This window comes from Sporosarcina sp. FSL K6-5500 (assembly GCF_038005665.1).
Classification (GTDB): domain Bacteria; phylum Bacillota; class Bacilli; order Bacillales_A; family Planococcaceae; genus Sporosarcina; species Sporosarcina psychrophila.
This window is the reverse complement of the sequence record NZ_JBBOTP010000001.1, coordinates 3,918,642-3,939,898: the sequence shown is the minus strand read 5'-3', so window position 1 is coordinate 3,939,898 and position 21,257 is coordinate 3,918,642. Positions and strand designations below refer to the sequence as shown.

19 protein-coding genes are annotated in these 21,257 nt (G+C 39.2%); 9 read left to right on the top strand and 10 right to left on the bottom strand.

Features of this window, described 5'->3' with window-relative positions; all coding sequences use genetic code 11:
• Nucleotides 1-170: 170 nt before the first annotated feature.
• Together MKX62_RS18700 and MKX62_RS18695 are read left to right on the top strand one after the other, a co-directional pair.
• The gene (locus tag MKX62_RS18700; RefSeq protein ID WP_067209027.1) at nt 171-500 is read left to right on the top strand and encodes a hypothetical protein; all 330 of its coding nucleotides are present in this window, start codon (nt 171-173) and stop codon (nt 498-500) included.
• Between the two features lie 919 nt (nt 501-1,419).
• Entirely contained in the window at nt 1,420-2,436 is a 1,017-nt protein-coding gene (locus MKX62_RS18695; RefSeq protein ID WP_340742067.1) for a DUF1646 family protein, read from the top strand.
• A gap of 208 nt (nt 2,437-2,644) precedes the next feature.
• Here the strand turns inward: MKX62_RS18695 and MKX62_RS18690 are convergent, their stop codons facing one another.
• From MKX62_RS18690 to MKX62_RS18680, 3 genes are all read right to left on the bottom strand, one after another.
• Nucleotides 2,645-3,613, bottom strand: a complete 969-nt coding sequence (locus tag MKX62_RS18690) for a proline dehydrogenase family protein (RefSeq protein WP_067209021.1) — start codon at nt 3,611-3,613, stop codon at nt 2,645-2,647.
• Between the two features lie 87 nt (nt 3,614-3,700).
• The gene (locus MKX62_RS18685) at nt 3,701-4,375 is read right to left on the bottom strand and encodes an amino acid ABC transporter permease (RefSeq protein ID WP_067209019.1); all 675 of its coding nucleotides are present in this window, start codon (nt 4,373-4,375) and stop codon (nt 3,701-3,703) included.
• 20 nt (nt 4,376-4,395) lie between these two features.
• Entirely contained in the window at nt 4,396-5,256 is an 861-nt protein-coding gene (locus MKX62_RS18680; RefSeq protein WP_445683537.1) for a transporter substrate-binding domain-containing protein, read from the bottom strand.
• A gap of 216 nt (nt 5,257-5,472) precedes the next feature.
• Between MKX62_RS18680 and MKX62_RS18675 the strand changes: the two genes are divergently transcribed.
• On the top strand, nt 5,473-6,420 hold the full coding sequence (locus MKX62_RS18675; protein ID WP_067209014.1) for an urea transporter: 948 nt from the start codon (nt 5,473-5,475) through the stop codon (nt 6,418-6,420).
• 134 nt (nt 6,421-6,554) lie between these two features.
• Here MKX62_RS18675 and MKX62_RS18670 read toward each other — a convergent pair whose 3' ends face one another.
• Nucleotides 6,555-8,258: a methyl-accepting chemotaxis protein gene (locus MKX62_RS18670; protein WP_187047718.1), complete on the bottom strand. Its 1,704-nt coding sequence runs from the start codon at nt 8,256-8,258 to the stop codon at nt 6,555-6,557.
• Nucleotides 8,259-9,180: 922 nt separating this feature from the next.
• On the opposite strand from MKX62_RS18670, the gene MKX62_RS18665 reads away from it, so the two are divergent.
• Complete coding sequence (locus MKX62_RS18665) at nt 9,181-9,924, top strand: arylamine N-acetyltransferase family protein (RefSeq protein WP_187047717.1); 744 nt, start codon at nt 9,181-9,183, stop codon at nt 9,922-9,924.
• 59 nt (nt 9,925-9,983) lie between these two features.
• On the opposite strand, the gene MKX62_RS18660 is transcribed toward MKX62_RS18665, so the two are convergent.
• Nucleotides 9,984-10,811 carry a GNAT family N-acetyltransferase gene (locus MKX62_RS18660; RefSeq protein WP_340742066.1) on the bottom strand — a complete coding sequence of 276 codons (828 nt, stop codon included), beginning with the start codon at nt 10,809-10,811 and terminating at the stop codon, nt 9,984-9,986.
• An 84-nt stretch (nt 10,812-10,895) separates the two neighbouring features.
• Nucleotides 10,896-11,666, bottom strand: coding sequence for a DUF2161 domain-containing phosphodiesterase (locus MKX62_RS18655; RefSeq protein WP_340742065.1), 771 nt, complete (start codon nt 11,664-11,666; stop codon nt 10,896-10,898).
• Between the two features lie 143 nt (nt 11,667-11,809).
• Between MKX62_RS18655 and MKX62_RS18650 the strand changes: the two genes are divergently transcribed.
• Nucleotides 11,810-12,232 carry a MarR family winged helix-turn-helix transcriptional regulator gene (locus tag MKX62_RS18650; RefSeq protein ID WP_067209002.1) on the top strand — a complete coding sequence of 141 codons (423 nt, stop codon included), beginning with the start codon at nt 11,810-11,812 and terminating at the stop codon, nt 12,230-12,232.
• A gap of 54 nt (nt 12,233-12,286) precedes the next feature.
• Here MKX62_RS18650 and MKX62_RS18645 read toward each other — a convergent pair whose 3' ends face one another.
• Complete coding sequence (locus MKX62_RS18645) at nt 12,287-13,042, bottom strand: SDR family NAD(P)-dependent oxidoreductase (RefSeq protein ID WP_082786558.1); 756 nt, start codon at nt 13,040-13,042, stop codon at nt 12,287-12,289.
• 63 nt (nt 13,043-13,105) lie between these two features.
• On the bottom strand, nt 13,106-13,912 hold the full coding sequence (locus MKX62_RS18640) for an SDR family NAD(P)-dependent oxidoreductase (protein WP_340742064.1): 807 nt from the start codon (nt 13,910-13,912) through the stop codon (nt 13,106-13,108).
• A 141-nt stretch (nt 13,913-14,053) separates the two neighbouring features.
• Between MKX62_RS18640 and MKX62_RS18635 the strand changes: the two genes are divergently transcribed.
• Together MKX62_RS18635 and ilvA are read left to right on the top strand one after the other, a co-directional pair.
• Nucleotides 14,054-14,953, top strand: a complete 900-nt coding sequence (locus tag MKX62_RS18635) for a diacylglycerol/lipid kinase family protein (protein WP_340742063.1) — start codon at nt 14,054-14,056, stop codon at nt 14,951-14,953.
• Between the two features lie 122 nt (nt 14,954-15,075).
• Nucleotides 15,076-16,344 (top strand): threonine ammonia-lyase IlvA, encoded by a 1,269-nt coding sequence (gene ilvA / locus MKX62_RS18630; RefSeq protein WP_067208991.1) that lies wholly within the window; start codon nt 15,076-15,078, stop codon nt 16,342-16,344.
• Between the two features lie 101 nt (nt 16,345-16,445).
• Here ilvA and ypfJ read toward each other — a convergent pair whose 3' ends face one another.
• Nucleotides 16,446-17,294 carry a KPN_02809 family neutral zinc metallopeptidase gene (gene ypfJ, locus MKX62_RS18625; RefSeq protein WP_338652439.1) on the bottom strand — a complete coding sequence of 283 codons (849 nt, stop codon included), beginning with the start codon at nt 17,292-17,294 and terminating at the stop codon, nt 16,446-16,448.
• Nucleotides 17,295-17,454: 160 nt separating this feature from the next.
• Nucleotides 17,455-18,942, bottom strand: a complete 1,488-nt coding sequence (dacB, locus tag MKX62_RS18620) for a D-alanyl-D-alanine carboxypeptidase/D-alanyl-D-alanine endopeptidase (protein ID WP_340742062.1) — start codon at nt 18,940-18,942, stop codon at nt 17,455-17,457.
• Nucleotides 18,943-19,080: 138 nt separating this feature from the next.
• Between dacB and selD the strand changes: the two genes are divergently transcribed.
• Nucleotides 19,081-20,130, top strand: a complete 1,050-nt coding sequence (gene selD, locus MKX62_RS18615; protein WP_067208986.1) for a selenide, water dikinase SelD — start codon at nt 19,081-19,083, stop codon at nt 20,128-20,130.
• A gap of 33 nt (nt 20,131-20,163) precedes the next feature.
• The gene (gene mnmH / locus MKX62_RS18610) at nt 20,164-21,228 is read left to right on the top strand and encodes a tRNA 2-selenouridine(34) synthase MnmH (RefSeq protein WP_067208983.1); all 1,065 of its coding nucleotides are present in this window, start codon (nt 20,164-20,166) and stop codon (nt 21,226-21,228) included.
• Nucleotides 21,229-21,257 lie beyond the last annotated feature (29 nt).

Below are 21,257 nucleotides of genomic sequence, written 5' to 3'. Positions count from 1 at the left end.
ACAGGGCTGCTTGTTTTGTTTCAACATAAGTCTTAAATCTTGCATTTAACAACCTCGAGTAAACTAAACATAGGATAGTTTACAGTAAGTTCCCCGTTCTATTGGATGAACATATAGTATCTAATAGAATGAAATAATACGTTAGTTAATATGGTCAAGGAGTGATAACTTTGAGAAGAAGCGACTCAGTATTCAATACGGGATTACAAAATAACGATAGTTCAACGGATACTGGTGCTAAAATTTCATTATGGGGTTCAGCAATTTCTACCTTAGGGGATGCCCTACAAACCCTAGGGGCCGCTATTTCAATCGAAGAAAGTAGGATTTCTGACATCCAACAGCAACAAGAACTTGATAAATTACAGAATCAAATTGACGAATTAAAAAATGATCAAGTACAGAATAACTCGCAGAGTACTGATATTGAGAAACTCAATAAGTTTTTGGAGATAATTGTTAAACGCTTAGAAAAGGAAGACGATACAAAAGAAAATTAAATACGCAAATTGAGTGGAGTAAAATCGCAAGATTCAAACTCACTTGAAAATATCAGTTTTTAATTCGTTTACAAGCTTCACTAAATTATTCGTCATCTACTTTCCAATATTATGATTATGATAACAAATTGTACTGATTAAGATTAAATCATCGCCAGTTCGCAATAACCACCGATTCTACCATGTCCCTCTATTCTCCATATGAATTACAAAACCACGGTCACAAGCGTAATGAATTCCCTTGAGGCGGACAAAACAACTAAATAGCTTAGTAAATAACAAATCGCAGTCTTTTCAACGCAGAACAATCAATATACAAGACTTTTTGAATGCTGATAACTCTAATGTGACAAAAGGAGAATTATTATATTTCGAGTTTCTTGATTAAGACCTTAACTTTTAGAACCTGTTACGTTTCAAGCATCTATTACGACTGATAAAAATTCAAGCGACAAAATAGCGATAACTTCGCCCCTACTATTTGAACTGTTAAGGGCGAAACATTAGAAGGAATAAAAAAGTACTTATTTATATTGAACAAATAGAGAGCGAAGTCGCCTAACGAAGGAAAGTAGGCATCACCTCCCCCTAGATAATTCAATGGGTTCTTAATTTCAACATATCTTTTGCACTATACACAAATTTTTTTTAGATTTAGCGAGAAATTAAACCACTTAGTGAATCTAGGTGGTTTTTTTGTTTATTTAACTTCTGAAAAAGTACGATTTCTTCTGTTTTTTTGCTTCATTCAAATAGAGAATTTGGAATCTCAACTCAATCATACTTTTTTAATTTCAGAATAGAAGAAATTAATTATCCTGTTGAATTCATTTTTATAATAAATTGTTTTTCTATTACTATTTCAATGATAAGATGAATTTGACCCTATTTTTAGATTAGAATGAAAAGGAGGATAATTATGATTGTTGGCTTGTCTATTATTTTAATACTAGTTTTATTTTTGCCGTTCACTGTAAAAATAGTTGAACGGAACTTAGAAGTGTTTTTATTCATTATGGGGATTTCCGCGGTCCTTGTCAGTCAAGTACTTGACTCAACTTTGATCGTTAAAGCCCTGGAGGATCCGATACATATAACCCTAGCCGTTATTATCGCTGGATTAGTATTCCGCTGGTTACAAAAACCTTTCGAAAAAAGTATACGAGGCATGAGCAAAGCAATTCCATTTCGCTTATTCTTAGCACTTATCGTTATCGTTTTAGGAATCCTTTCTAGTGTCATTACAGCAATTATTGCAGCAATTGTCCTGGTCGCAATAGTAGGCGTTTTGCGCCTTGACCGTAAATCAGAAATCCGTCTTGTCATCATTGCTTGTTATTCAATTGGGCTTGGTGCTGTTCTTACACCAATCGGGGAACCTCTATCAACAATCGCAACAAGCAAATTGGATGCAGACTTTTTCTATTTACTACGATTAATCGGTCCTGATATCATTCCAGGCGTCATTGCTTTTGGAATACTGGCCGCAATCATAATCAAGCCTTCAAACAAGTTGAACAGTTTAAAAGTTAATCAAGGAACCGAATCGTATATGGATATTATTATTCGTGGGATTAAAGTATATCTGTTCGTAATGGCCCTTACACTGCTTGGTGCAGGTTTCGAACCATTTATCGAAAGATACCTATTAGATTTAAACCCTCTTGTATTATATTGGATTAACATGATTTCAGCAGTGCTTGATAATGCTACATTAGCTGCAGCAGAAATCAGCCCTGTTATGAATGATTCGACAATTAAAGCCCTTTTACTTGGACTGTTAATCAGCGGAGGTATGTTAATACCCGGAAACATCCCAAATATCATAGCTGCCGGAAAACTTAATATTAAAAGCAGTGAGTGGGCTCGTTTTGGTGTTCCGATTGGCTTGATTGCAATGGTTATTTATTTCATAGTGATCGTGACTGTCGGATGAATTGAAAAAAGGATGTAAATTGAGGGGTTCCCCATTTTACATCCTTTTCCGTTTCTTAGGATATTATAAAAACTCGTACTATGGATAAGTTAGCACATAGAGATTTCACGTCCAGACTCCTAAGCCTCCGAACAGGCACTTGCACTTGCACTTGCACTTGCACTTGCACTTGCACTTGCACTCGCACTTGCGCTTTTGTTTTTTATACTTATTTCTTCTTGGTAACTCTTCCAAGAGCGAAAGCTCCGACAGCCAAGCCAAGAATTGTATTTGTTTTCTTATTGAACACTTGTTTAACAACAAGATTCAAGTTTTGTGGTCTTTCAGCAAGGCGACGCATGAAATAGCCGTACCAGTCATTCCCAAAAGGAACGTATGTACAGAAATTATACCCTTCGCTAGCCAATTGCAATTGCATGTCCTTTCTAAAACCGTATAGCATTTGGAACTCGAATTTATCATTCGGGATGTCATTTTCTTTAACAAATTGTTTTACATGATTAATGACATGATGATCATGTGTTGCAATTGACGTGAATTTACCATTTAACAAATGCCATTCGATCAATTGAATATAGTTTTCATCGATTTCTTTTTTATCTTGATAAGCATATTCTTCAGTCTCTTTATAAGCACCTTTTACAATACGCAAACGGAAATTTTTGTAATTTTGAATATCTTCTACCGCGCGGAAGAAATAAGCTTGAATTACCGTTCCGATATTGTCATAGTCCTTAGATAACTCATCGAGGAGATCAAATGATGGTTGCAAACGAGCATGATCTTCCATATCAAAGTTAATAAAAATTTCATAACTTTTTGCTTTAGCTGCAATTTCTTTTAGATTTTCCAAACAGAAATCAATATCTATATCTAAACCTAATTGAGATGGTTTTAGAGAAATATGAGCATCGACCCCGTGTTCGTGAATAGCTTCGATGACTTCCAAAATTTGTTTTTTCGCAGCTAATGCTTCCTCTTTTTCAAAGACGAATTCCCCAAGGTTATCTACCGTACAAGAAATCCCATGTGCATTCAGTTCTTTAATACTTTGGATAGTTTCAGCTACATTAGTTCCTGCTACAACATTTTGTGCTCCCATTTTTAAGCCGTATTTTTTTGCCGCGCTATTCAAAAGCTGGTTTTGGGACAATCCGATAAAGAAGTCTTTTAACATGTTATATGCTCCTCAATATTGTTTTTTATTTTTTAATTATATCACACGACCGTGCTTTTGCTGAAATGATAACTGGTTACAGAATCATTAGTTGTTCAAAGAACTTTTTTCTAGATAATTTTGCCACACTTCGACAAGTAAGCAAATGCCCCAATAGATTAGACCTACCAAAATATAAACCGTCATATAGTCGAATTCCCTGCCCCCAACGATTTTTGCGCGTTGAAACAGATCGGGCACAGTAATCATCGCAGCCAATGAAGATGCTTTGATCAAATCTAGTAGAACATTAGACAATGGCGGAATTGCGATTCGTGTTGCTTGTGGTAAAATTACAAAAAGCAATGACTGCCAATAGGACATCCCTAATGCAGTGGCAGCTTCCCATTGTCCCTTATCAATTGAGTTAAGCGACGATCGGATAATCTCAGCCATATAAGCTGAAGAGTGAAGGCTGAAGCCTATTAAAGCGGCAGTGACAGCTGAAAATTGAATTCCGATATTAGGCAAACCAAAATAGAGTAAAAATAGGAATACAAGCATCGGTGTACCCCGCATATAGGATATGAAGATACGTGCTGGCCACCTAAATAGTACTAATTTAGACGTTCTGCCTAGCGCCAGGAAGAAGCCCAATATCAGCCCGCACACCATGCCCCCAAAGGAAATGAGTATGGTGTAACCAACCCCCTGCAAAATATACGGAAATGACTCGATGGCAAGCTGCAAATCGAAAATGTGTTGCCATTCAATTCCACTCACATTACAAGCCGCCTTTTCGATTATTCAAAATCATAGTCTTGTTCAACTGATACATCTTCCCCACCAAAGAATTGCTTCGACAATTCAGAAATTGTTCCATCCGCGTGCATGTCGACAAGTACGGAGTTCACTTGCTTTAGTAGTTCATCATTGTCTTTTTTCATGATGATTGCTTGGACATTCGGATGATATTTGATATCCGGATGGATCATGATTTCAAACTCCGGAAATGCAGCAAGTGCCAATTTTTGTAAGTAGTAATCATTCAAGATGACATCCGTACGGCCTATAGAAACATCACGCAAATACACATCATTTGTGACGTTATCATAAATCACCTCTTCAGCACCGTGGTCGCGTCCAACTTGCATATAAACGGAAGTTGCAGCCCCAGCCGCTTTTTTTCCTTTCAAATCTTCAAGAGACTCAATACCTGAATGATCCGATTTCCGTACGATAGCAGTACCGAATGAATACTTATAAGGCTCAGAAAAAGTGAATTTCTCTTCCCGTTCGGGTGTGATTTCAATATCATTCACTGCTAGATCAGCTTGCCCACTATTCAAAGAAGTAAGCATTCCATCTAGACCCATTTCAACGTATTTGATCTCCAGCTTCAGACGCTTTCCTAGCTCGTTCATTATTTCAACTTCGTACCCCGTTAGTTCCTTGCTTTCGCCGTCATGGTATGATGCTGGATAAAGAGTTCCTGACGTTGCGACAACAATTTCACCTTTTTCTTGAATGTTCTCCCAAGCGGAAGTTTTAGAACCACTCTCCTTATTTGTGTCGCCACTAGCACCACAAGCAGCTAAAACAACCATCATTGAAAATAGTAATAAAGACATGAAGATTTTACTAAGATGTTTTTCTTTTGTCATCGAGATTCTCCTTTTGAAAATAGTATTTTACAACTAATTGTCCACTGAAAATTATAATACATTCTTAGTTAAGATGTAACCCTTATGATTCTAAAATAGGAATACAGATAGTTTAGAATAGGGGGTTTATTAGAGAAAAATGAAAAATAGTGATGGGATTATGGTATATTCATAAACAATTAGTTTTATATTCAGAGTGAAAGGAGATGTTCCCAAATGTGGGGATCTTTCAAGTTGGATAGCATTAAAGACCTGATACGTATTTCACTCAAAGGGTTTTCTCAAGTAATGTTAATCGACAATGCAATCTCAGGAGGGCTAATTCTTCTAGGGATAATGCTGCACTCTCCCCTTCTTGGATTAATGGCACTACTGTCTTCCATGATTGGTACGGTGACGGGAAAATATTGTGGAGGAGACCAAATTGCAGTTAGCCATGGAATATATGGATTTAACGCCATCCTTTCCGGTATCGCGGTAATGTTATTTTTACAAAATGATTGGAACTGGGTTATTGCACTATTTGCTGCAATAGCAGCTGCTTTGCTTATGGCTATCTTATCGAAGTTTTTAGCCAAGTGGAATATTCCCTTGCTCACTTTTCCATTTCTTTTTGTAACATGGGTTAGCCTTTTTGCGGCATATCGTTTTAGCGCAATGCATGTAAACCCGTCATTTGTCACATCATCTCCTGCTAACTGGAATCTTCCAGTTGAAGGTAAACCCAATTTCTTTCTCGGTTTAATAAAAGGTGTAGGTGAAGTATTCATTATTGACTCTCTATGGGCAGGTTCGCTTATTCTAATTGCTCTCTTCGTGGCTGGATGGAGATTTGGTGTCTATGCGATTATTGGGACATTTGTGTCTTGGCTAACTGCATACTCGCTAGGGGTCGATGTTGAATTGCTAGATTTAGGTCTCTATAATTATAATGCCGTGTTAGCAATGATTGCCGTGGGTCTAATGTTCGATGAAAAAAATAATTTCCCCCTAATGGGTATATTTGCAGCTGCAATGACAGTCCCAATTGCAGCAGGTATGGATTTAATTCTTTATCCGAAAGGGCTTCCCGTATTAACATCTCCCTTTATCATTAGTACATGGCTATTTTTAGCGATGAGGAGAACGATACCCATATTTGAGCCACAAATTACAGAAAAGTAGCAAGAAAATACATAATTAAAATGTGTAAAGACCCGCAAAAGCAATTAGCTTTTTGCGGGTCTTGTTTTAATAAGAATAAGAAAGTATTAGTTTTTCGACTTAGAATAGTGTCTAGCTTCAGGCGCTTTTCTTAATTATTCCAATCTGAACTGCCCGACAAGTTTCTCCAGATCTTGTGCCATATGACTCATTTCAGTAGAACGTGTTGCAACTTCTTCAATTGAAGCTGATGTCTGCTCTGTTGCAGCCGAGATATTGTTAGACATATCTTCAATTGAATGAATCGATTGCGTCAAGTCATTGATGAGTACTACTACACGATTTGAACTTTCTGCTTCAGCTGTCGTTAATTCTGAAATTAAGTTAATTTCCTTAACAGTTTCAGAGACGGCAATTGAAATGTTACTTAAGGAAGTTGCAGTCAAACGAACCGTTTCTGTTCCGGATTCAATAAGTTTTGTGCTCTCTGATGTAGAAGTAACAACTCGACCGATACTTTCAGTAATATCTTGCACTAGCTTTTCTACTTCAAGAACTTCTTTATTGGACTGTTCTGCAAGTTTTCTTACTTCCTCCGCAACGACCGCAAATCCTTTGCCATGTTCACCCGCACGTGCAGCTTCTATCGATGCATTAAGCGCAAGTAAATTCGTTTGGGCAGCAATGCCTGCAATTGAACTGGTGATATTTTGAATTTTAGTTGTAGATTCAATTAGATTTTGAATCGTACCACCTGCTTCATTTGAGGAGACTCTGATTTTCTCCATATCATTACTAATGTCATTTACGCTATGCTGACCTTCTTCTGCAATTTTCATTGTCCGCTCAGAGTTCCCCGCACTTAGTTCAGCTTTCTCTTTTGAATCCTGAAGATCATTCGCCAGAGAAGACAAGATTTTGGATGCATGTTCTGCATTGATTGTCCCGTCGGAGATAGAAGCTGCGGTTTCACTCATATTGTGTGCGACCTGTTGAATCGCCATCTGCATTTCATTTAATGAAGCAGCTGTGTCAAGTGAGTTTTGCGTTAATTGAACAGCTGTTGTTTTGACTGTCCCAATCGTATTGCGCAAGTTCGCTGTCATCATGTTTAATGTTCGTCCTAAATCGCCAACTTCATCTTTACTTGTTACAACTGTATCTTCAATGCCGAGATTTCCATTCGCAATTTCTTTCGCATGTGCGATTAAAGCTGAAATCGACTTTGTTTTACGTCTGATTAGCATAATTGTAATGATCGATGCGATGATCATTGGAATAAGGCTGATTAAAATACCATTCCGAACAACATCCCATGTTCTTCCAGCAACAATTGAACCATCAAAATCGATAACGCTGATTGCGATGATTTCTCCATTTGGATCGTGATTTTCAAATATCGGTGCATAACCAGATAGACGTTTTAGACCTGCAAATTCATAGAGCTCTGTGTAAGTTGAATGCTTCATATCCAAGAGCATTGCAAGCGCTTTTTCATCAACCGGAACCGAATCACCTGGTTCGAATCCTTTTGCACTTAAATGGTCATCAAGTGCTAGAATTTTCCCATCTAGATCAATGATGTATTGAGTCTCGAAAATAGCTTTATGATTGAGTGTCCAGTTAAGCTGTTGACCAACCTCATCCATCGTTTCGCGGTCACCTTTAAGCATTTTTCCTACGTCTTCCGGCCGGATCAAACCTGTTGTAATACTCGCGCATCCGTACGCTTCAACACCTGCGGCATCATATAATTTATCGTAAGCTGTTTTATATGTTGCGATGGACGTAATCGCTAACATTGCAACCATGATACCGACAATAATCGTTCCCAATTGTACCGTTAGTGTATTTCTCATTGTTTTTCCCCCTACTATTCTACTAGTCTATAATACTCTATAAATCAACAAAAACAAAGTCCGTAAGACATAGATTATTCGTCCGTTTCATGCCTAATTAGACAAATTTCTGTTATTTTTGATGTTATCTTCTATGATAAGAGGGGATTATCTTCTGTATTGCCTACGGATAAATAATATAATTAGATATGTTGAATTAAAGAATCCCATTGAATCTGTCGTGGCACTCAATAATAAGAGAGGTGTAATTCGGGGTGTGGATTGTAGAACGCTTGGCGCTAGGGGATGCCTCTCACCATAAGCCAGATGAGGTATTCTTTAACCTATCTGGAATAACCTCTTGGCATTAACTGTATAATTTCTGCAAAGAACGCAGAAATTATACAAACCGAACTCTTCGTTGTTCGGTTGGCTACCCCTGTTAAGGCGCCTTCGCTCAATATATACCGGATTCAACATATATAATTATAGTCAAGAAAGACCCAATCCAGGTTGCAGATTTCATCACAAATAATGAAATGCTCTTTCTCACATAGACCATTCAGCGAAGGCGCGACTTCGTGGTAGCCGGAGCGATAAGACTAAGGAGGGATGCAGTTCAATCCCTCCCAAGGGGTCTTCTTTCTGGCTTATCGCGGGAGGCATCCACAAAGCGTCGAAGCGGTATTGGCAGGAATTCTAATTTGCTCTAAATAGTGGGACTTTTTCAGTGACCTCCTAAAAGCCTTTATTAAGCGCATACGCCGTATTCATTTGTTCAACATATAAAGATATGGTGAAATAAAGAATTCCATTGAGTCCGCTACGCCTTAAATAGATTCATTTAATTATTCTACTTCAATGGAGTATAATAATTAATACGTACTTTTAATGAGCAGTTAACTAGTATATTTTTCTCGAAATAATGAAATGGGGTGCTGAAATGGAAGTCCTCAACTACTTAGCTAGGTTTTGCGGAACACAGAACAAAGAGATATCCCTCTTTGATTTAACCGAGTTACAACGATTGCATGTCCAACATATCCCTTTTGAAAATTTGGATGTGATTCGCAGGGTACCAATTTATCTTAACTTACAACATATTTATGATAAAATCGTCCGTCGTAAACGTGGCGGTTATTGCTACGAGTTGAACGGGCTTTTCAGTTGGCTACTAACCGAATTGGGGTACGATGCACATTTAGTTGCAGCTACAGTTCTAAGGCCAAGCGGAGAGTGGGCAAAAGCAGATACTCATGCAGCTATTATTGTACAACTTGATCAACCCTATCTTATAGACGTAGGTTTTGGTGACTCCACTTCTTTACCGATTCCACTAAACGGGGAGGAACAAACTGATATAAGCGATACATATAGGGTTATTCAACAGCTAGATCAATCATTTTATCTGGAACGAATCAGTGACACTGAGATAAAAACGTTATATCGATTCGATTTAACCTCAAAAGCACTTGTCGATTTTCATGAGGGCTGTGTATTTAATCAAGTTGCAAAAGAATCATCTTTTACACACTCAGATATCGTCACCCGCGCCACTACTACCGGTCGAATTACATTATCAGATCAGACAGTAACTATAACCGAAAATAATATTAAAACTAAAACAATACTTTCAATAGAAGAGAAAGTACACTTCTTAGAAGATGTTTTTGACATTCGTCTATAAAAAATGACAAAAAAAGCTAACCGGAATGGCTCGTAGCATTGATTCCGGTTAGCTTTTTTCTAGTTGCCCCTATTCTTTTTATAATAATCCTGACCTTGCATTTTCACGAAACCGACTGATTCATATAGGCCAAGTGCACGATTATTTTTCGCTTCTACTTCAAGCCAGATTTGATTGCCAGCATCGTGCTCACTTTTCACGATATTGCGGAGTACCTTCCTACCGTACCCTCTCCCCTGGAACTCGGGTAAAATGGCGAATCCGTAAATCCATGCTTCACCATCCGTGCGATTGATCCGGACCTTACCAATCGTTCTGTTATCTGCCTCAATCATCAAAAACTGCTCGTCCTGTCTTTCTTTTATGCGCTCCAGATGAGAACGCGCATCTTCTTCATCCATTCCGAATGCAAGGACATCGAGCTTCACTTCAAGGTTCGCATCACTTTTTTTCGCCACACGAATCAGAACCTCGTCGCTCGCTTCAATCGGCTGTTCTGACCAACGCATCTGATATTCAGAAAACGCATAGGAATAGGGCTGACTTGCTAACCATCCCTTAGCGGTATTGGACAAAGACGGGGTGTTCAATAAAATTGTTTGAAAACCATATTGTTCGATTGGTGCTAATGCTTGTTGCCATAGTTCGGTAAAATGCCCTTTCCTTCTATTCCTCGGATTAACCATTCCACATACTTCAACGGTAGAGCCAAAACCAAATAAAGCTAAATAAGCGACAAGTTCTCCATCCTCTTCATGAAAAAAATCCATTTGACGTCCTTCTCGTTCTCTGAGCATCTCCCAATTTAACTTCAGTTGAATACCATCCGTTTTTTCACATTCTTTTTGAAGCTGTTTAATCGCAATTAATTGACTTTCTTTTAACATATATAATCCTCCAATTCAAAAGCTTCTTGCTTTTGATATGTAAATGCCTAATTCAATAGTAACACGTATTGCAAGTTCTCCCCTTCACATATTTCCCCCGACATCATCGATATCCAAGTAAGCGCTAGCAGTTTCTCTTACCACCTCATGATAATAGCTAAAGAGATCCGGGAATTCGTGCAACTCATTTTTTCCAATGTCACTAATCATATATATTCCTCGTTGAATTTTATCAAACCAACCATAATAGTTTTTATTTAAAATTGTTAACGTTTTTTCCCCAGTCCCCATCTTCCGTAACGATTTTGGAGATAAAGGTCCCAATTCCAAAAGGCAACAAGCTATATGAATGCAGTTTTCTTTATAGGCTGTCATTATCTTAGTCTGGCAACTTCCGCCAATATTATAGTCTCCAAGTCTGCCTTCCATTTCAGTCAACATCGCATTTCTTTTTTTCTTACTACGTTGCATACTTTTCTTCCGATCAAAAGACGCGGGATGAAACACTATTTCCACCTGTGCATCATTTTCCAAGAATGAGACAAGGATGAGGCCTAACTCTAGTCTTCTCACCAAATGACAACTATCTTTCCACTTTTTCGAACGAAAGTTGAGTTTAGGTCTAGGAATTGCGACATAGACTTCATTAGTCAGCCGCTGTCTTTTTGTCGCTTGGATTAAAAGATCAATTGATAGCGATAATTTCAATTCAATGAGGACCAGCTCTTGATCTCTTACAGCCGCAACGTCACACTCATTTACTTCACCATGGACATCATAACCTTGTTGTGTGAAATATTCTTTTACTGGTTTATATAAATCAACTTCATATCGTTTGGTTTCTTTGCCTTGCATGTTAATCTCACCTCATTATGATGGTATACATAATTGAACGAAACTACCACCCCAAAATCCCCCTTAATGATGGTACACTAGTAATGCGCGAAAAAATAAAAAGTTATTTGGAGACGTATTATGAGAAAAGGATGGGGAAAATCATGTCTACTCAGACAATCTTTGAACTACTACATACGATTGAACAAGTAACACATAAAATGCATGTAAAGTGGCGGCAGCAAGTAGATTACGATCTTGGTGTATCGCATATTGTTGCCTTGCACGAATTACAGATGAATGGGGAAAGCCGACCTTCCGAGCTTGCCCGCCTATTAAACTTTACACCTGCATCTCTCACGCATCTTTCCACTAAACTATCGAACAAAGAACTAATCACGCGTCGGCAGGACGATACTGACCGCCGTATCATCTATTGGAAAATTACGCAAAAAGGCGAAGATTTATTGAATCAAGCACAAAAAGACGGTCAACATCTCCGCATGAAGGTCTTTTCACATTTAACAGAAACAGAGCAGCAATCGTTACTTTCCATTTACACAAAGTTAAATAAGTCGTTAATATGAAAAAAGAGCATCTTCTCAACGGAGATGCTCTTTTAGTCTGTTCAATTAGTTGGTTTACCTAAGTTTAGTAATTCCACCATCGACCATTAATGTTTGTCCTGTAATGTAATCAGAATCGGCACCTGCCAAGAATACAGCAGCCCTCCCGATATCATTTTCTAGGTCACCAAGTCGTTTTAACGGAATCTTAGACACCATTGTTTCGAAAGCTTCAGGTTGTGCTTTTGCCCATTGCTGAATCCCAGGAGAATCCGCAAGTGGTGCAATTAAGTTCACATTGATTCCGAATGGACCAAATTCATTTGCAGTAACACGCGTAATCGCCCGGATTGCTTCTTTTGCCGCAGCGTATGTAGCTTGGTTAGCGTCTCCGTTTATACCTGCTCCAGAAGCGAAGTTAATGATTTTACCTTTCGTCTCCTTTAAATAAGGCAATGCAGCCTGCATTAAATAGAACGTCGGATAAAATCCTGTGTTGAACGATAAGTCTAGATCCGCTTGCGTAATCTCTTCGAATGGCTTATTTGTCGATGCGTGTGCATTGTTTACTAAAATATCCAACTTACCGAATTTCTCGACGGTTTGCTTCACTATTTCCGGCAATTTATCATGCTCGGCTAAATTCGCTTGGATGAAAATCGATTCCGGTTGATAAACTTGCAATTCCTTAATTGCCTGTTCCCCTAATTCCCCGTTTAAATCGACGATGACAACTTTTGCACCTTCTTTTACGAATGCAGTCGCCATCCCTTTACCAATACCTCCGGCTCCGCCAGTAATAATTGCAACTTTGTCTTGAAGTTTCATAATTAATCAAACCCTCTCTTAAAACGTCTATTGTTAACTTTTCTATATGGATTATCTATTGAATTCTTACGATTTCGCTTGTGACATTAACTGATGAAAGTCAGCAATACTTGGGTTACTTAAATAGTGACCACCTTCAACTTGAATCGTTTGGCCAGTAATAAACTTGGATTCTTCAGAAGCTAAAAATAAGACGGTATTTCCAATATCGTCAGCTTCCCCATGGTATGGTAATGCGTTATATTTCTCAAAAATATCAAGTACTTCTTGTGACATATTTTGTTTTGCAGCAGGTGTTAAAATCAAACCAGGAGCAACTCCATTACAACGTATATTGTCTTTTCCATATTGCGTTGCGATATATTTCGTCAAGTTTACAACTGCAGCCTTCGATGCACCATAAGCTGAACGGACAGAATCCCCCGCAAAGGCAGCCATGGATGCAGTATTAATAATAGAACCTCCGCCTGCTTTTTGCATATGTGGAATTGCATATCGGCTTCCTAGTAAAACACTTTTTGCATTCACATTCATTAAACGATCCCACTCATCTAAATCAATATTCACGACATCCAAATCTTTTTGCAAATTTGTCGTCCCTACATTGTTATAGAGGATTGTAATGGTACCAAACTGTTCAACCGTGAAATCAATCGCATCTTTAATTGATTGTTCTCTCCCAGCATCCAAAAATACAGCAACGGCTTCTCCACCGTCGTTTAAGATATTTTGGGCAACTTGTTTCGCACCTTCCAGATTAAAGTCTGCAACGACCACTTTTGCACCTTCTTTTGCAAGAAGTGTAGCAGTAGACAACCCGATACCTGATGCCCCACCTGTTACTAATGCAACTTTATCCTGTACTCTTCCCATAAATTTACCCCTCTCAATTTCCAATTTAGATAGTACCACTCAATATACTTTAACATTAAATCATATTGAGAGGAAGCTTTAACTTCGTAAGCCTATAGATCCAAATGTGCTACTATGAAAATAGTAGCATTGGGGAATGTTATGTATCTTTTCATCGTAAATCCATTATCGGGAAATGGCCAAGCTTGCTCATTATGGGATGAAATCGAGAAGAAATTGAAGCAAAAAAATAGAGAATACAGTGTGATTGTCAGTGATTCAGAAGTTACAGCACGCAAATTCATCACAACTTACCTTCAGTCAACTACCATTCATGCTGTGACAGTTATCGGTGGAGATGGCACAATGAGTTCTGTCATACAAGACATTGCTGGAACCGGTATTCCACTCGCTATTCTACCTGCTGGTTCAGGAAATGACACTGCTCGGATGTTCCGCCTAACTACTCACCCTGATCAGTTTATCAAAGGACTATTAGAGCATCGGACTGTTGCCATTGATTTATTAAACATAAATGACCGTTTTGGCATTACTGTCGCTGGAATCGGGCTTGATGCAAGGATTGGTCAACTTGTAAATCACTCATTTTACAAACCGATATTAAATAAGCTTGGCTTAAGTTCATTCACTTATACCATTGCTGCGATAATTGAGTTACTGTCATTTAAGACGTTTAAAAGTACAGTCACAATCGATGATATGACCTATACATACGCTATTACCTGGCTCACTGCTTGTGGAAATACTTCCTCCTATGGCGGCGGATTAGTCGTTTGTCCCGGAGCCTCTCCAACAGATAGTATGTTAAATATTACAATGCTTCATGATGTAGGGCGGATGAATATCTTAATGCGCCTATTTCCTGCTTTGCTTCGGGGTCAACCGATTCTCAGGAAAGGCGTTACATACAGAACGGGAAAAGAAATCACAATTGAAACAGACAGGCCAATTCTCGCAATCATCGATGGAGAAGTTATAAAGTCCACCCCACTCCATGTTGCAATTCATGAAAAAGCATTGAATCTTATTCTAACTAGATAAGACAGATTGCCATTTTCCCTTTCGAAATTAACTCATAATTACAAACATTGATGTGTTTATTCTCCTTCTGTCATGTTAGTATAGAAAAATGATCTATTTATATGGAGGGTGCTGAGATTACTATGAATCTAACAAAGACGGAACCAACTGGAATTCAAGTCGAGGATATACTGATTGCCAATCAATTACTAAAAGATGTAGTCGCACATACTCCTCTACAAAAGAATGAACGACTATCAGAAAAATACGACTGTCGAGTCTATGTAAAAAGGGAAGATTTACAACATGTTCGTTCCTTTAAATTACGGGGTGCCTATTATAAAATCAAAACCATAGAAGCAGCTGCGCTTGAAAAAGGTGTTGTCTGTGCCAGCGCAGGTAATCATGCGCAAGGAGTCGCTTTTGCTTGTGCGCATCTAGGTATTGACGCAAAAATATTCATGCCACAGACAACTCCGAAGCAAAAAATTAACCAAGTGAAAATGTTTGGACGGAATTATGTAGAAATCATTTTAGTAGGCGATACATTTGATGATTCATCCGCTTCAGCGGTCGAATGTGCGACTGCTGAAGACAGAATTTTCATCCACCCATTTGACGATTACGATGTCATTGCCGGACAAGGAACAGTCGCGGTTGAAATCATGAATGATATAGAGGAACCTGTTGATTTTGTCTTTGCCAGTATTGGGGGCGGCGGCCTTATGTCTGGTTTGAGTACTTATATTAAAAACCTGTCACCACATACACGTATGATTGGTGTAGAGCCTGAAGGTGCTGCTAGTATGAAAGCAGCATTAAAGAATAATGAAGTGACAACCTTGGATACAATCGATAAATTCGTTGATGGGGCAGCCGTACAAAGTGCCGGCCAACACACATTTGAAATTTGCCGTAAGTACCTGGAAGACATTGTACTAGTTCCAGAAGGTAAAGTGTGTACGTCTATCTTGGAATTATATAACCAACATGCAATTATCGTAGAACCAGCAGGCGCGTTATCTATCGCCGCATTGGATTTTTATAAAGATGAGATTAGGGGGAAGTCTGTCGTATGTGTCATAAGTGGCGGGAATAATGATATTGGTCGAATGCAGGAAATTAAAGATAAATCATTGATTTATGAAGGACTTCTTTATTATTTCATTGTTAACTTTCCTCAGCGTTCTGGTGCATTACGTCAATTCTTAGATGAAGTACTTGGACCTGACGACGATATCACTACATTTGAATATACAAAGAAAAACAACAAAGAAAGCGGCCCTGGACTTGTAGGCATTGAAGTAAAGAGGAAGTCAGACTACGAAGGACTTATTCAGCGAATGCATGATTGCGGTTTCTCTTTTAAAGAGGTTAACAATGATAGCACGTTATTTGAGTTACTTATCTAACTTGCTTTTTGATAACTAAAATCTTGCTTATGGCGATTATGTCCTAAGCAAGATTTTTTCATTGTGCCACGGAGGAAACCCTTGTCACCTCCCTGTTTCTTTTACAATCCACTTGCTTTAAATGTATCTCCACCCTCAATGGTGCCGTTTTCAAATCCTTTAGTAAACCAGCGCTTCCTTTGTTCAGAAGTTCCGTGAGTAAAGCTGTCGGGGACAATATACCCTTGGGCTTGTTCCTGAATGCGGTCATCACCTACAGCACTCGCTGCTGTAATGGCTTCATCAAGATCACCTTCTTCAAGAAAATTCATGTCCTTTTGATGCCTTGCCCACACACCAGCAAAATAATCTGCCTGTAATTCAAGGCGTACCGAATATTTATTAAACTCTTCTGTGCTCAGTTTTGGGCGAAGAGCATTCACTTGCTCATTGATGCCTAAAAGGGTTTGTACATGATGTCCTACCTCATGCGCCACAACATAGGCCATCGCAAAATCCCCAGGAGCTTGGAACTTGTCTTGAAGTTCTTGATAGAAACTTAAATCAATATAAAGTTTGTGGTCGCCTGGACAATAAAATGGTCCAACGGATGCTCCTGCTGCTCCACACGCAGATTGAACGCTATCTGTATATAACACGAGGATTGGTTCCTCGTATTCCAACCCTTGTTCGCGGAACAATTTTGTCCAAACAACTTCTGTATCTGCAAGAACTACTGAAACAAATTCCGCAAGCTCCTTTTCTTCAGCCGTTTCTTCATATGGAACCGAGGGACCCGAATCCGCACCTTGTAAGTCATTCAAAACTTCACTTGGACTGCCTCCAAGAAAAGTAATAATAAGTATAAGAATTAAGCCGCCAATACCGCCCCCGGCTAATGCTATACCCCCTTTTCCCTTGCCTCTTCGATCTTCAACATTCGAACTTCCTTTTCTGCCTTTATACTCCACATAACTTCCTCCCGACATCTGATTTATGCATTGAATACTCAAATTGTACATATGTATTTCTTGCTATACCCAAAATGTCCAGAAAGTAATTATTACAAAAAAATACATGACACTAAAAAAACATCGAGGTAAATATATCCCGATGTTCAAATTCACATTATTATTTAATTGTTGAATTAGTTATAGCAGTTGCAATACGGTCTAGGATAGGAATCGTACTGGATTTGTGATCCTGCGTTAGGACACTGAAAATGAGCGTTTCTCCATCTTTTGTTTGTGCATATCCTGCCAATGCACTGACATTTGTCAAGCTCCCCGTTTTCGCAATGACATTACCTTTAGCAGTTCCCGTTTTCATGCGATTCCTAAGCGTACCTCCGATGAATCGGTCCGGTGCCCCAGCAACAGGTAGTCCTTGCGCAAACGACCCGTACCAGGGTGCCGTTCGCACTTGATACAATAACTCAGTCAGTTGTGCAGATGTCACTTTATTCGCATGGGACATACCGGATGCATCTTCAAACAACCATTCGTTCACATCTAAACCGACTGACTCAGCATAGTCGCGCATCACCCGTAAACCTGCATTCCAGCTGCCATCCCCATACTTCATTTTCCCCATTGCCTTCGCCAATACTTCAGCATGTGAGTTATTACTTAATTTCATAAAAGGTCTCATCAAGCTCTTTAATGGCATGGAATTTTTAGTTACGAGAATTTTGGATTCTTCTAGAGTTTTTCCCGGTAATACTTTAGATGAGGGATCAAAATTTATCCCTTTTGCTAGTAATGATTTTTTAAAAATATCAAGTGCATAGGCAGTTGGGTTGGACACAGTAATCCACTCTTTCCTGCCAGCGGAACCAATCGGGACATTTCCAGTAATCATAATGTTATTCGTACCGTATTGACGTTCAATTTTCAAAGTGTTTTTAGTCCCCTTAGGAACTGTCTTAGAACGATTGACCACTCGAACAACGCCAGTTTCCGGGGTTAGCATTACTTTTGCTACTTTCCCGCGTGCAGCTGGCTTTGCGTCTACAATGACCGTTCCAGCATCGTAATCCGTATTCGGAGATACAGTCAATGCTGAAATCTGAGCTGCATAGTAATAAGATTCATCATTTTTATCAATACCTGGTGATAAACGAATCGTATCGAACCAAGTGTCATCCCCTACCAGATTACCTGAAATCCGTTTGACTCCAAGTGTAGCCAACTTCGAAGCAAAATCATCAAAGTCTTTTTTCAACAACGTAGGATCGCCTGTCCCGCGAAGGTATAGATTTCCGTCTAGTATTCCATTTGTTACTTTGCCATTTGTTAATACATCTGTAGTGAAACGATAATTTTCACCAAGTGTCTCAAGTGCTGCCGCTGCTGTGAGTATTTTCAGCGTGGAGGCGGGTGTAATCCCTTTATCACCCTGTTTTTGGTAGATGATTTCCCCAGTTGAAGCTTTGCGCACGGTTACGCTGCTAGAAGCTGCACGCATTCTACTATCTGCCATAATCGTATTAATGGTGTTTTCCAAACCCTCATACGAAACAGCTGCAGACACGGTTGAATGTTCTGGAACCGTTGTAAATAGCATTCCAACGAACAATAATACAGATAGTAACGATAGTGCTATTCTTTTTTGAATCAAACCTGTACCCCCTTAAAATTTGCACGAACTATGAATATTCTACCATAAGAAATAGATTGCGAGGACTTGCTATACTAAATCTATTTTCCCATTGTGTTAAGATTATAAATAGAATTGTAATCGAAAGGTGGAAAAATAATGGAGAAAACTGAACCAGTAAAATTGACTTCCCTTACAAAAAAAGGAGGCTGTGGCTGTAAAATCGGACCTGCAGATTTGGCGGAGGTATTACGTAGCCTACCAGTTGCGACTCCCAATCCTAATTTGCTCGTTGGTCTCGATACGAGCGATGACGCGGGTGTTTATAAACTGACTGATGAAATAGCCATGGTACAGACGCTCGACTTTTTCACGCCAATTGTCGACGATCCTTACGATTTCGGTCAAATTGCTGCAACAAATGCAATCAGTGACATCTACGCAATGGGTGGAACTCCAATTACAGCGCTAAACATCGTTGCTTTTCCAATCGCTACGCTGGATAAAAAAATCCTGACAGAGATCCTTCGTGGTTCCGGTGATAAATTAAAAGAAGCAGGAGTTACACTCGTCGGCGGACATTCAATAGATGATCAAGAACCAAAATTCGGTCTTGCCGTAACCGGAATCGTTCATCCCGATAAAGTACGAACAAATGCCGGTGCACAACCAGGTGATAAATTACTTTTAACAAAACCAATCGGTGTCGGGATTTACACAACTTCATTGAAAAATGGTTTATTATCGGAAGATGAAATTGTCTATGTTACAAAAATTATGACCACACTTAATAAAACGGCGGCAGAAACAATGGCGACATACGATGTCCATGCTGCCACAGATGTAACTGGCTTCGGACTACTTGGACATGCATCTGAAATAGCGAAAGCAAGCGACGTGGGTATTCGAATCTTTGCAGACCAAGTACCAACACTCCCCCGCACAAAAGAACTGGCGGAAGCTGGAAAAGTACCTGGCGGAACAAAGAACAATTTCGCCCACGTAGCGGATGTTGTCACGTACTCGGAAACAATGGACCAATTCGACCGTTGGATTTTATGTGATGCAGTTACTTCTGGTGGACTGCTCATAGCACTCCCTGGAGACCAGGCGAGTCAACTGTTGGATGAACTTCAACAAAAAGGCGTAGACGCACGGGTAATCGGCGTAGTAACAGAAGATAATAAAGGACGGATCACTGTCATTTGATAAAATGTAAATTTTGGTTAGAAGGTGTATTGAATGTTTCGAGATCTGATGTTGGAAGATATATTTACATTGCAAGAAAAAGGCCCACATACATTCATTGATGTCCGTTCTCCTAAAGAGTTTAATGAGGCGACGATTCCTGGAAGCATTAACATTCCTGTCTTTGATGATGAGGAACGCGCGGAAATCGGAACTCTTTATAAACACAATGGACAAGAAGTTGCCATGGAAAGAGGGCTTGAAGTCTTTTCAGAGAAATTGCCGGATTTTATTCGAGCTTTCAAACTTATTAAAACGCCTATGACGGTATTCTGTTGGCGTGGCGGCATGCGCAGTAAGACAGCGGCTACTGTCCTTGATTTAATGGGCATTCATACCACTCGACTAAGTGGAGGGATCCGTTCGTATCGCCAATGGATCGTTCATGAATTGGAAAAGGAGAACTTTCCGCCAAACTTCATTGTATTGAATGGCTATACGGGTACTGGTAAAACAGAGATTTTGAAGCGTCTAGCGAACAATGGCTATCCAGTCATCGATTTCGAACACATTGCTGGTCATCGCGGTTCTATTTTCGGACAAATAGGACTTGAGCCAAGCAATCAAAAAAAATTCGACTCATTATTAGTCCGTGAATTAGAACGTTTTAAAACTGAGCAGTATGTTTTCATAGAAGGTGAGAGCAGAAGGATTGGGAAAGTAAGTTTACCGCAATTTATTTATGAGAAAAAGGAAATTGGGATGCAAATTGTCATTCACCTCCCTCTTGAGGAACGGGTCAAAATTGTTTTAGCAGACTATGAACCGTGGAACAACCCGGAACGTTTCAAGGAGGCTTTTCAATTAATTAAAAAACGATTACATACCCCCATTGCCAAGGAGATTGAAACGCATTTGGAAAATGGTGAGTTTGCATGGGTAGTCGAGTTGCTACTTGAACACTATTACGATCCAAGGTATAAACATTCTGGTTATCAAAATACTGACATACAGAAAGTAGATATCGATGCGAAAAATATAGAAGACGCATTTCAAAAAGTTCTTCATACAATCGAGCGAGAGCAATTGCGCCTAGGTGTAATTGCGTCCGAATTTTGAATTGCGCTTGTTTCCGTAGGACGAGGCGA

Coding starts and splice junctions, on each gene's coding strand:
- ilvA (WP_067208991.1), top strand. CDS start 15,076: ATGAATCTAACAAAGACGGAACCAACTGGAATTCAAGTCGAGGATATA.
- MKX62_RS18695 (WP_340742067.1), top strand. CDS start 1,420: ATGATTGTTGGCTTGTCTATTATTTTAATACTAGTTTTATTTTTGCCG.
- selD (WP_067208986.1), top strand. CDS start 19,081: ATGGAGAAAACTGAACCAGTAAAATTGACTTCCCTTACAAAAAAAGGA.
- MKX62_RS18635 (WP_340742063.1), top strand. CDS start 14,054: ATGTATCTTTTCATCGTAAATCCATTATCGGGAAATGGCCAAGCTTGC.
- MKX62_RS18655 (WP_340742065.1), bottom strand. CDS start 11,666: ATGCAAGGCAAAGAAACCAAACGATATGAAGTTGATTTATATAAACCA.
- MKX62_RS18665 (WP_187047717.1), top strand. CDS start 9,181: ATGGAAGTCCTCAACTACTTAGCTAGGTTTTGCGGAACACAGAACAAA.
- MKX62_RS18680 (WP_445683537.1), bottom strand. CDS start 5,256: ATGACAAAAGAAAAACATCTTAGTAAAATCTTCATGTCTTTATTACTA.
- MKX62_RS18690 (WP_067209021.1), bottom strand. CDS start 3,613: ATGTTAAAAGACTTCTTTATCGGATTGTCCCAAAACCAGCTTTTGAAT.
- mnmH (WP_067208983.1), top strand. CDS start 20,164: ATGTTTCGAGATCTGATGTTGGAAGATATATTTACATTGCAAGAAAAA.
- MKX62_RS18660 (WP_340742066.1), bottom strand. CDS start 10,811: ATGTTAAAAGAAAGTCAATTAATTGCGATTAAACAGCTTCAAAAAGAA.
- MKX62_RS18650 (WP_067209002.1), top strand. CDS start 11,810: ATGTCTACTCAGACAATCTTTGAACTACTACATACGATTGAACAAGTA.
- MKX62_RS18640 (WP_340742064.1), bottom strand. CDS start 13,912: ATGGGAAGAGTACAGGATAAAGTTGCATTAGTAACAGGTGGGGCATCA.
- MKX62_RS18675 (WP_067209014.1), top strand. CDS start 5,473: ATGTGGGGATCTTTCAAGTTGGATAGCATTAAAGACCTGATACGTATT.
- MKX62_RS18670 (WP_187047718.1), bottom strand. CDS start 8,258: ATGAGAAATACACTAACGGTACAATTGGGAACGATTATTGTCGGTATC.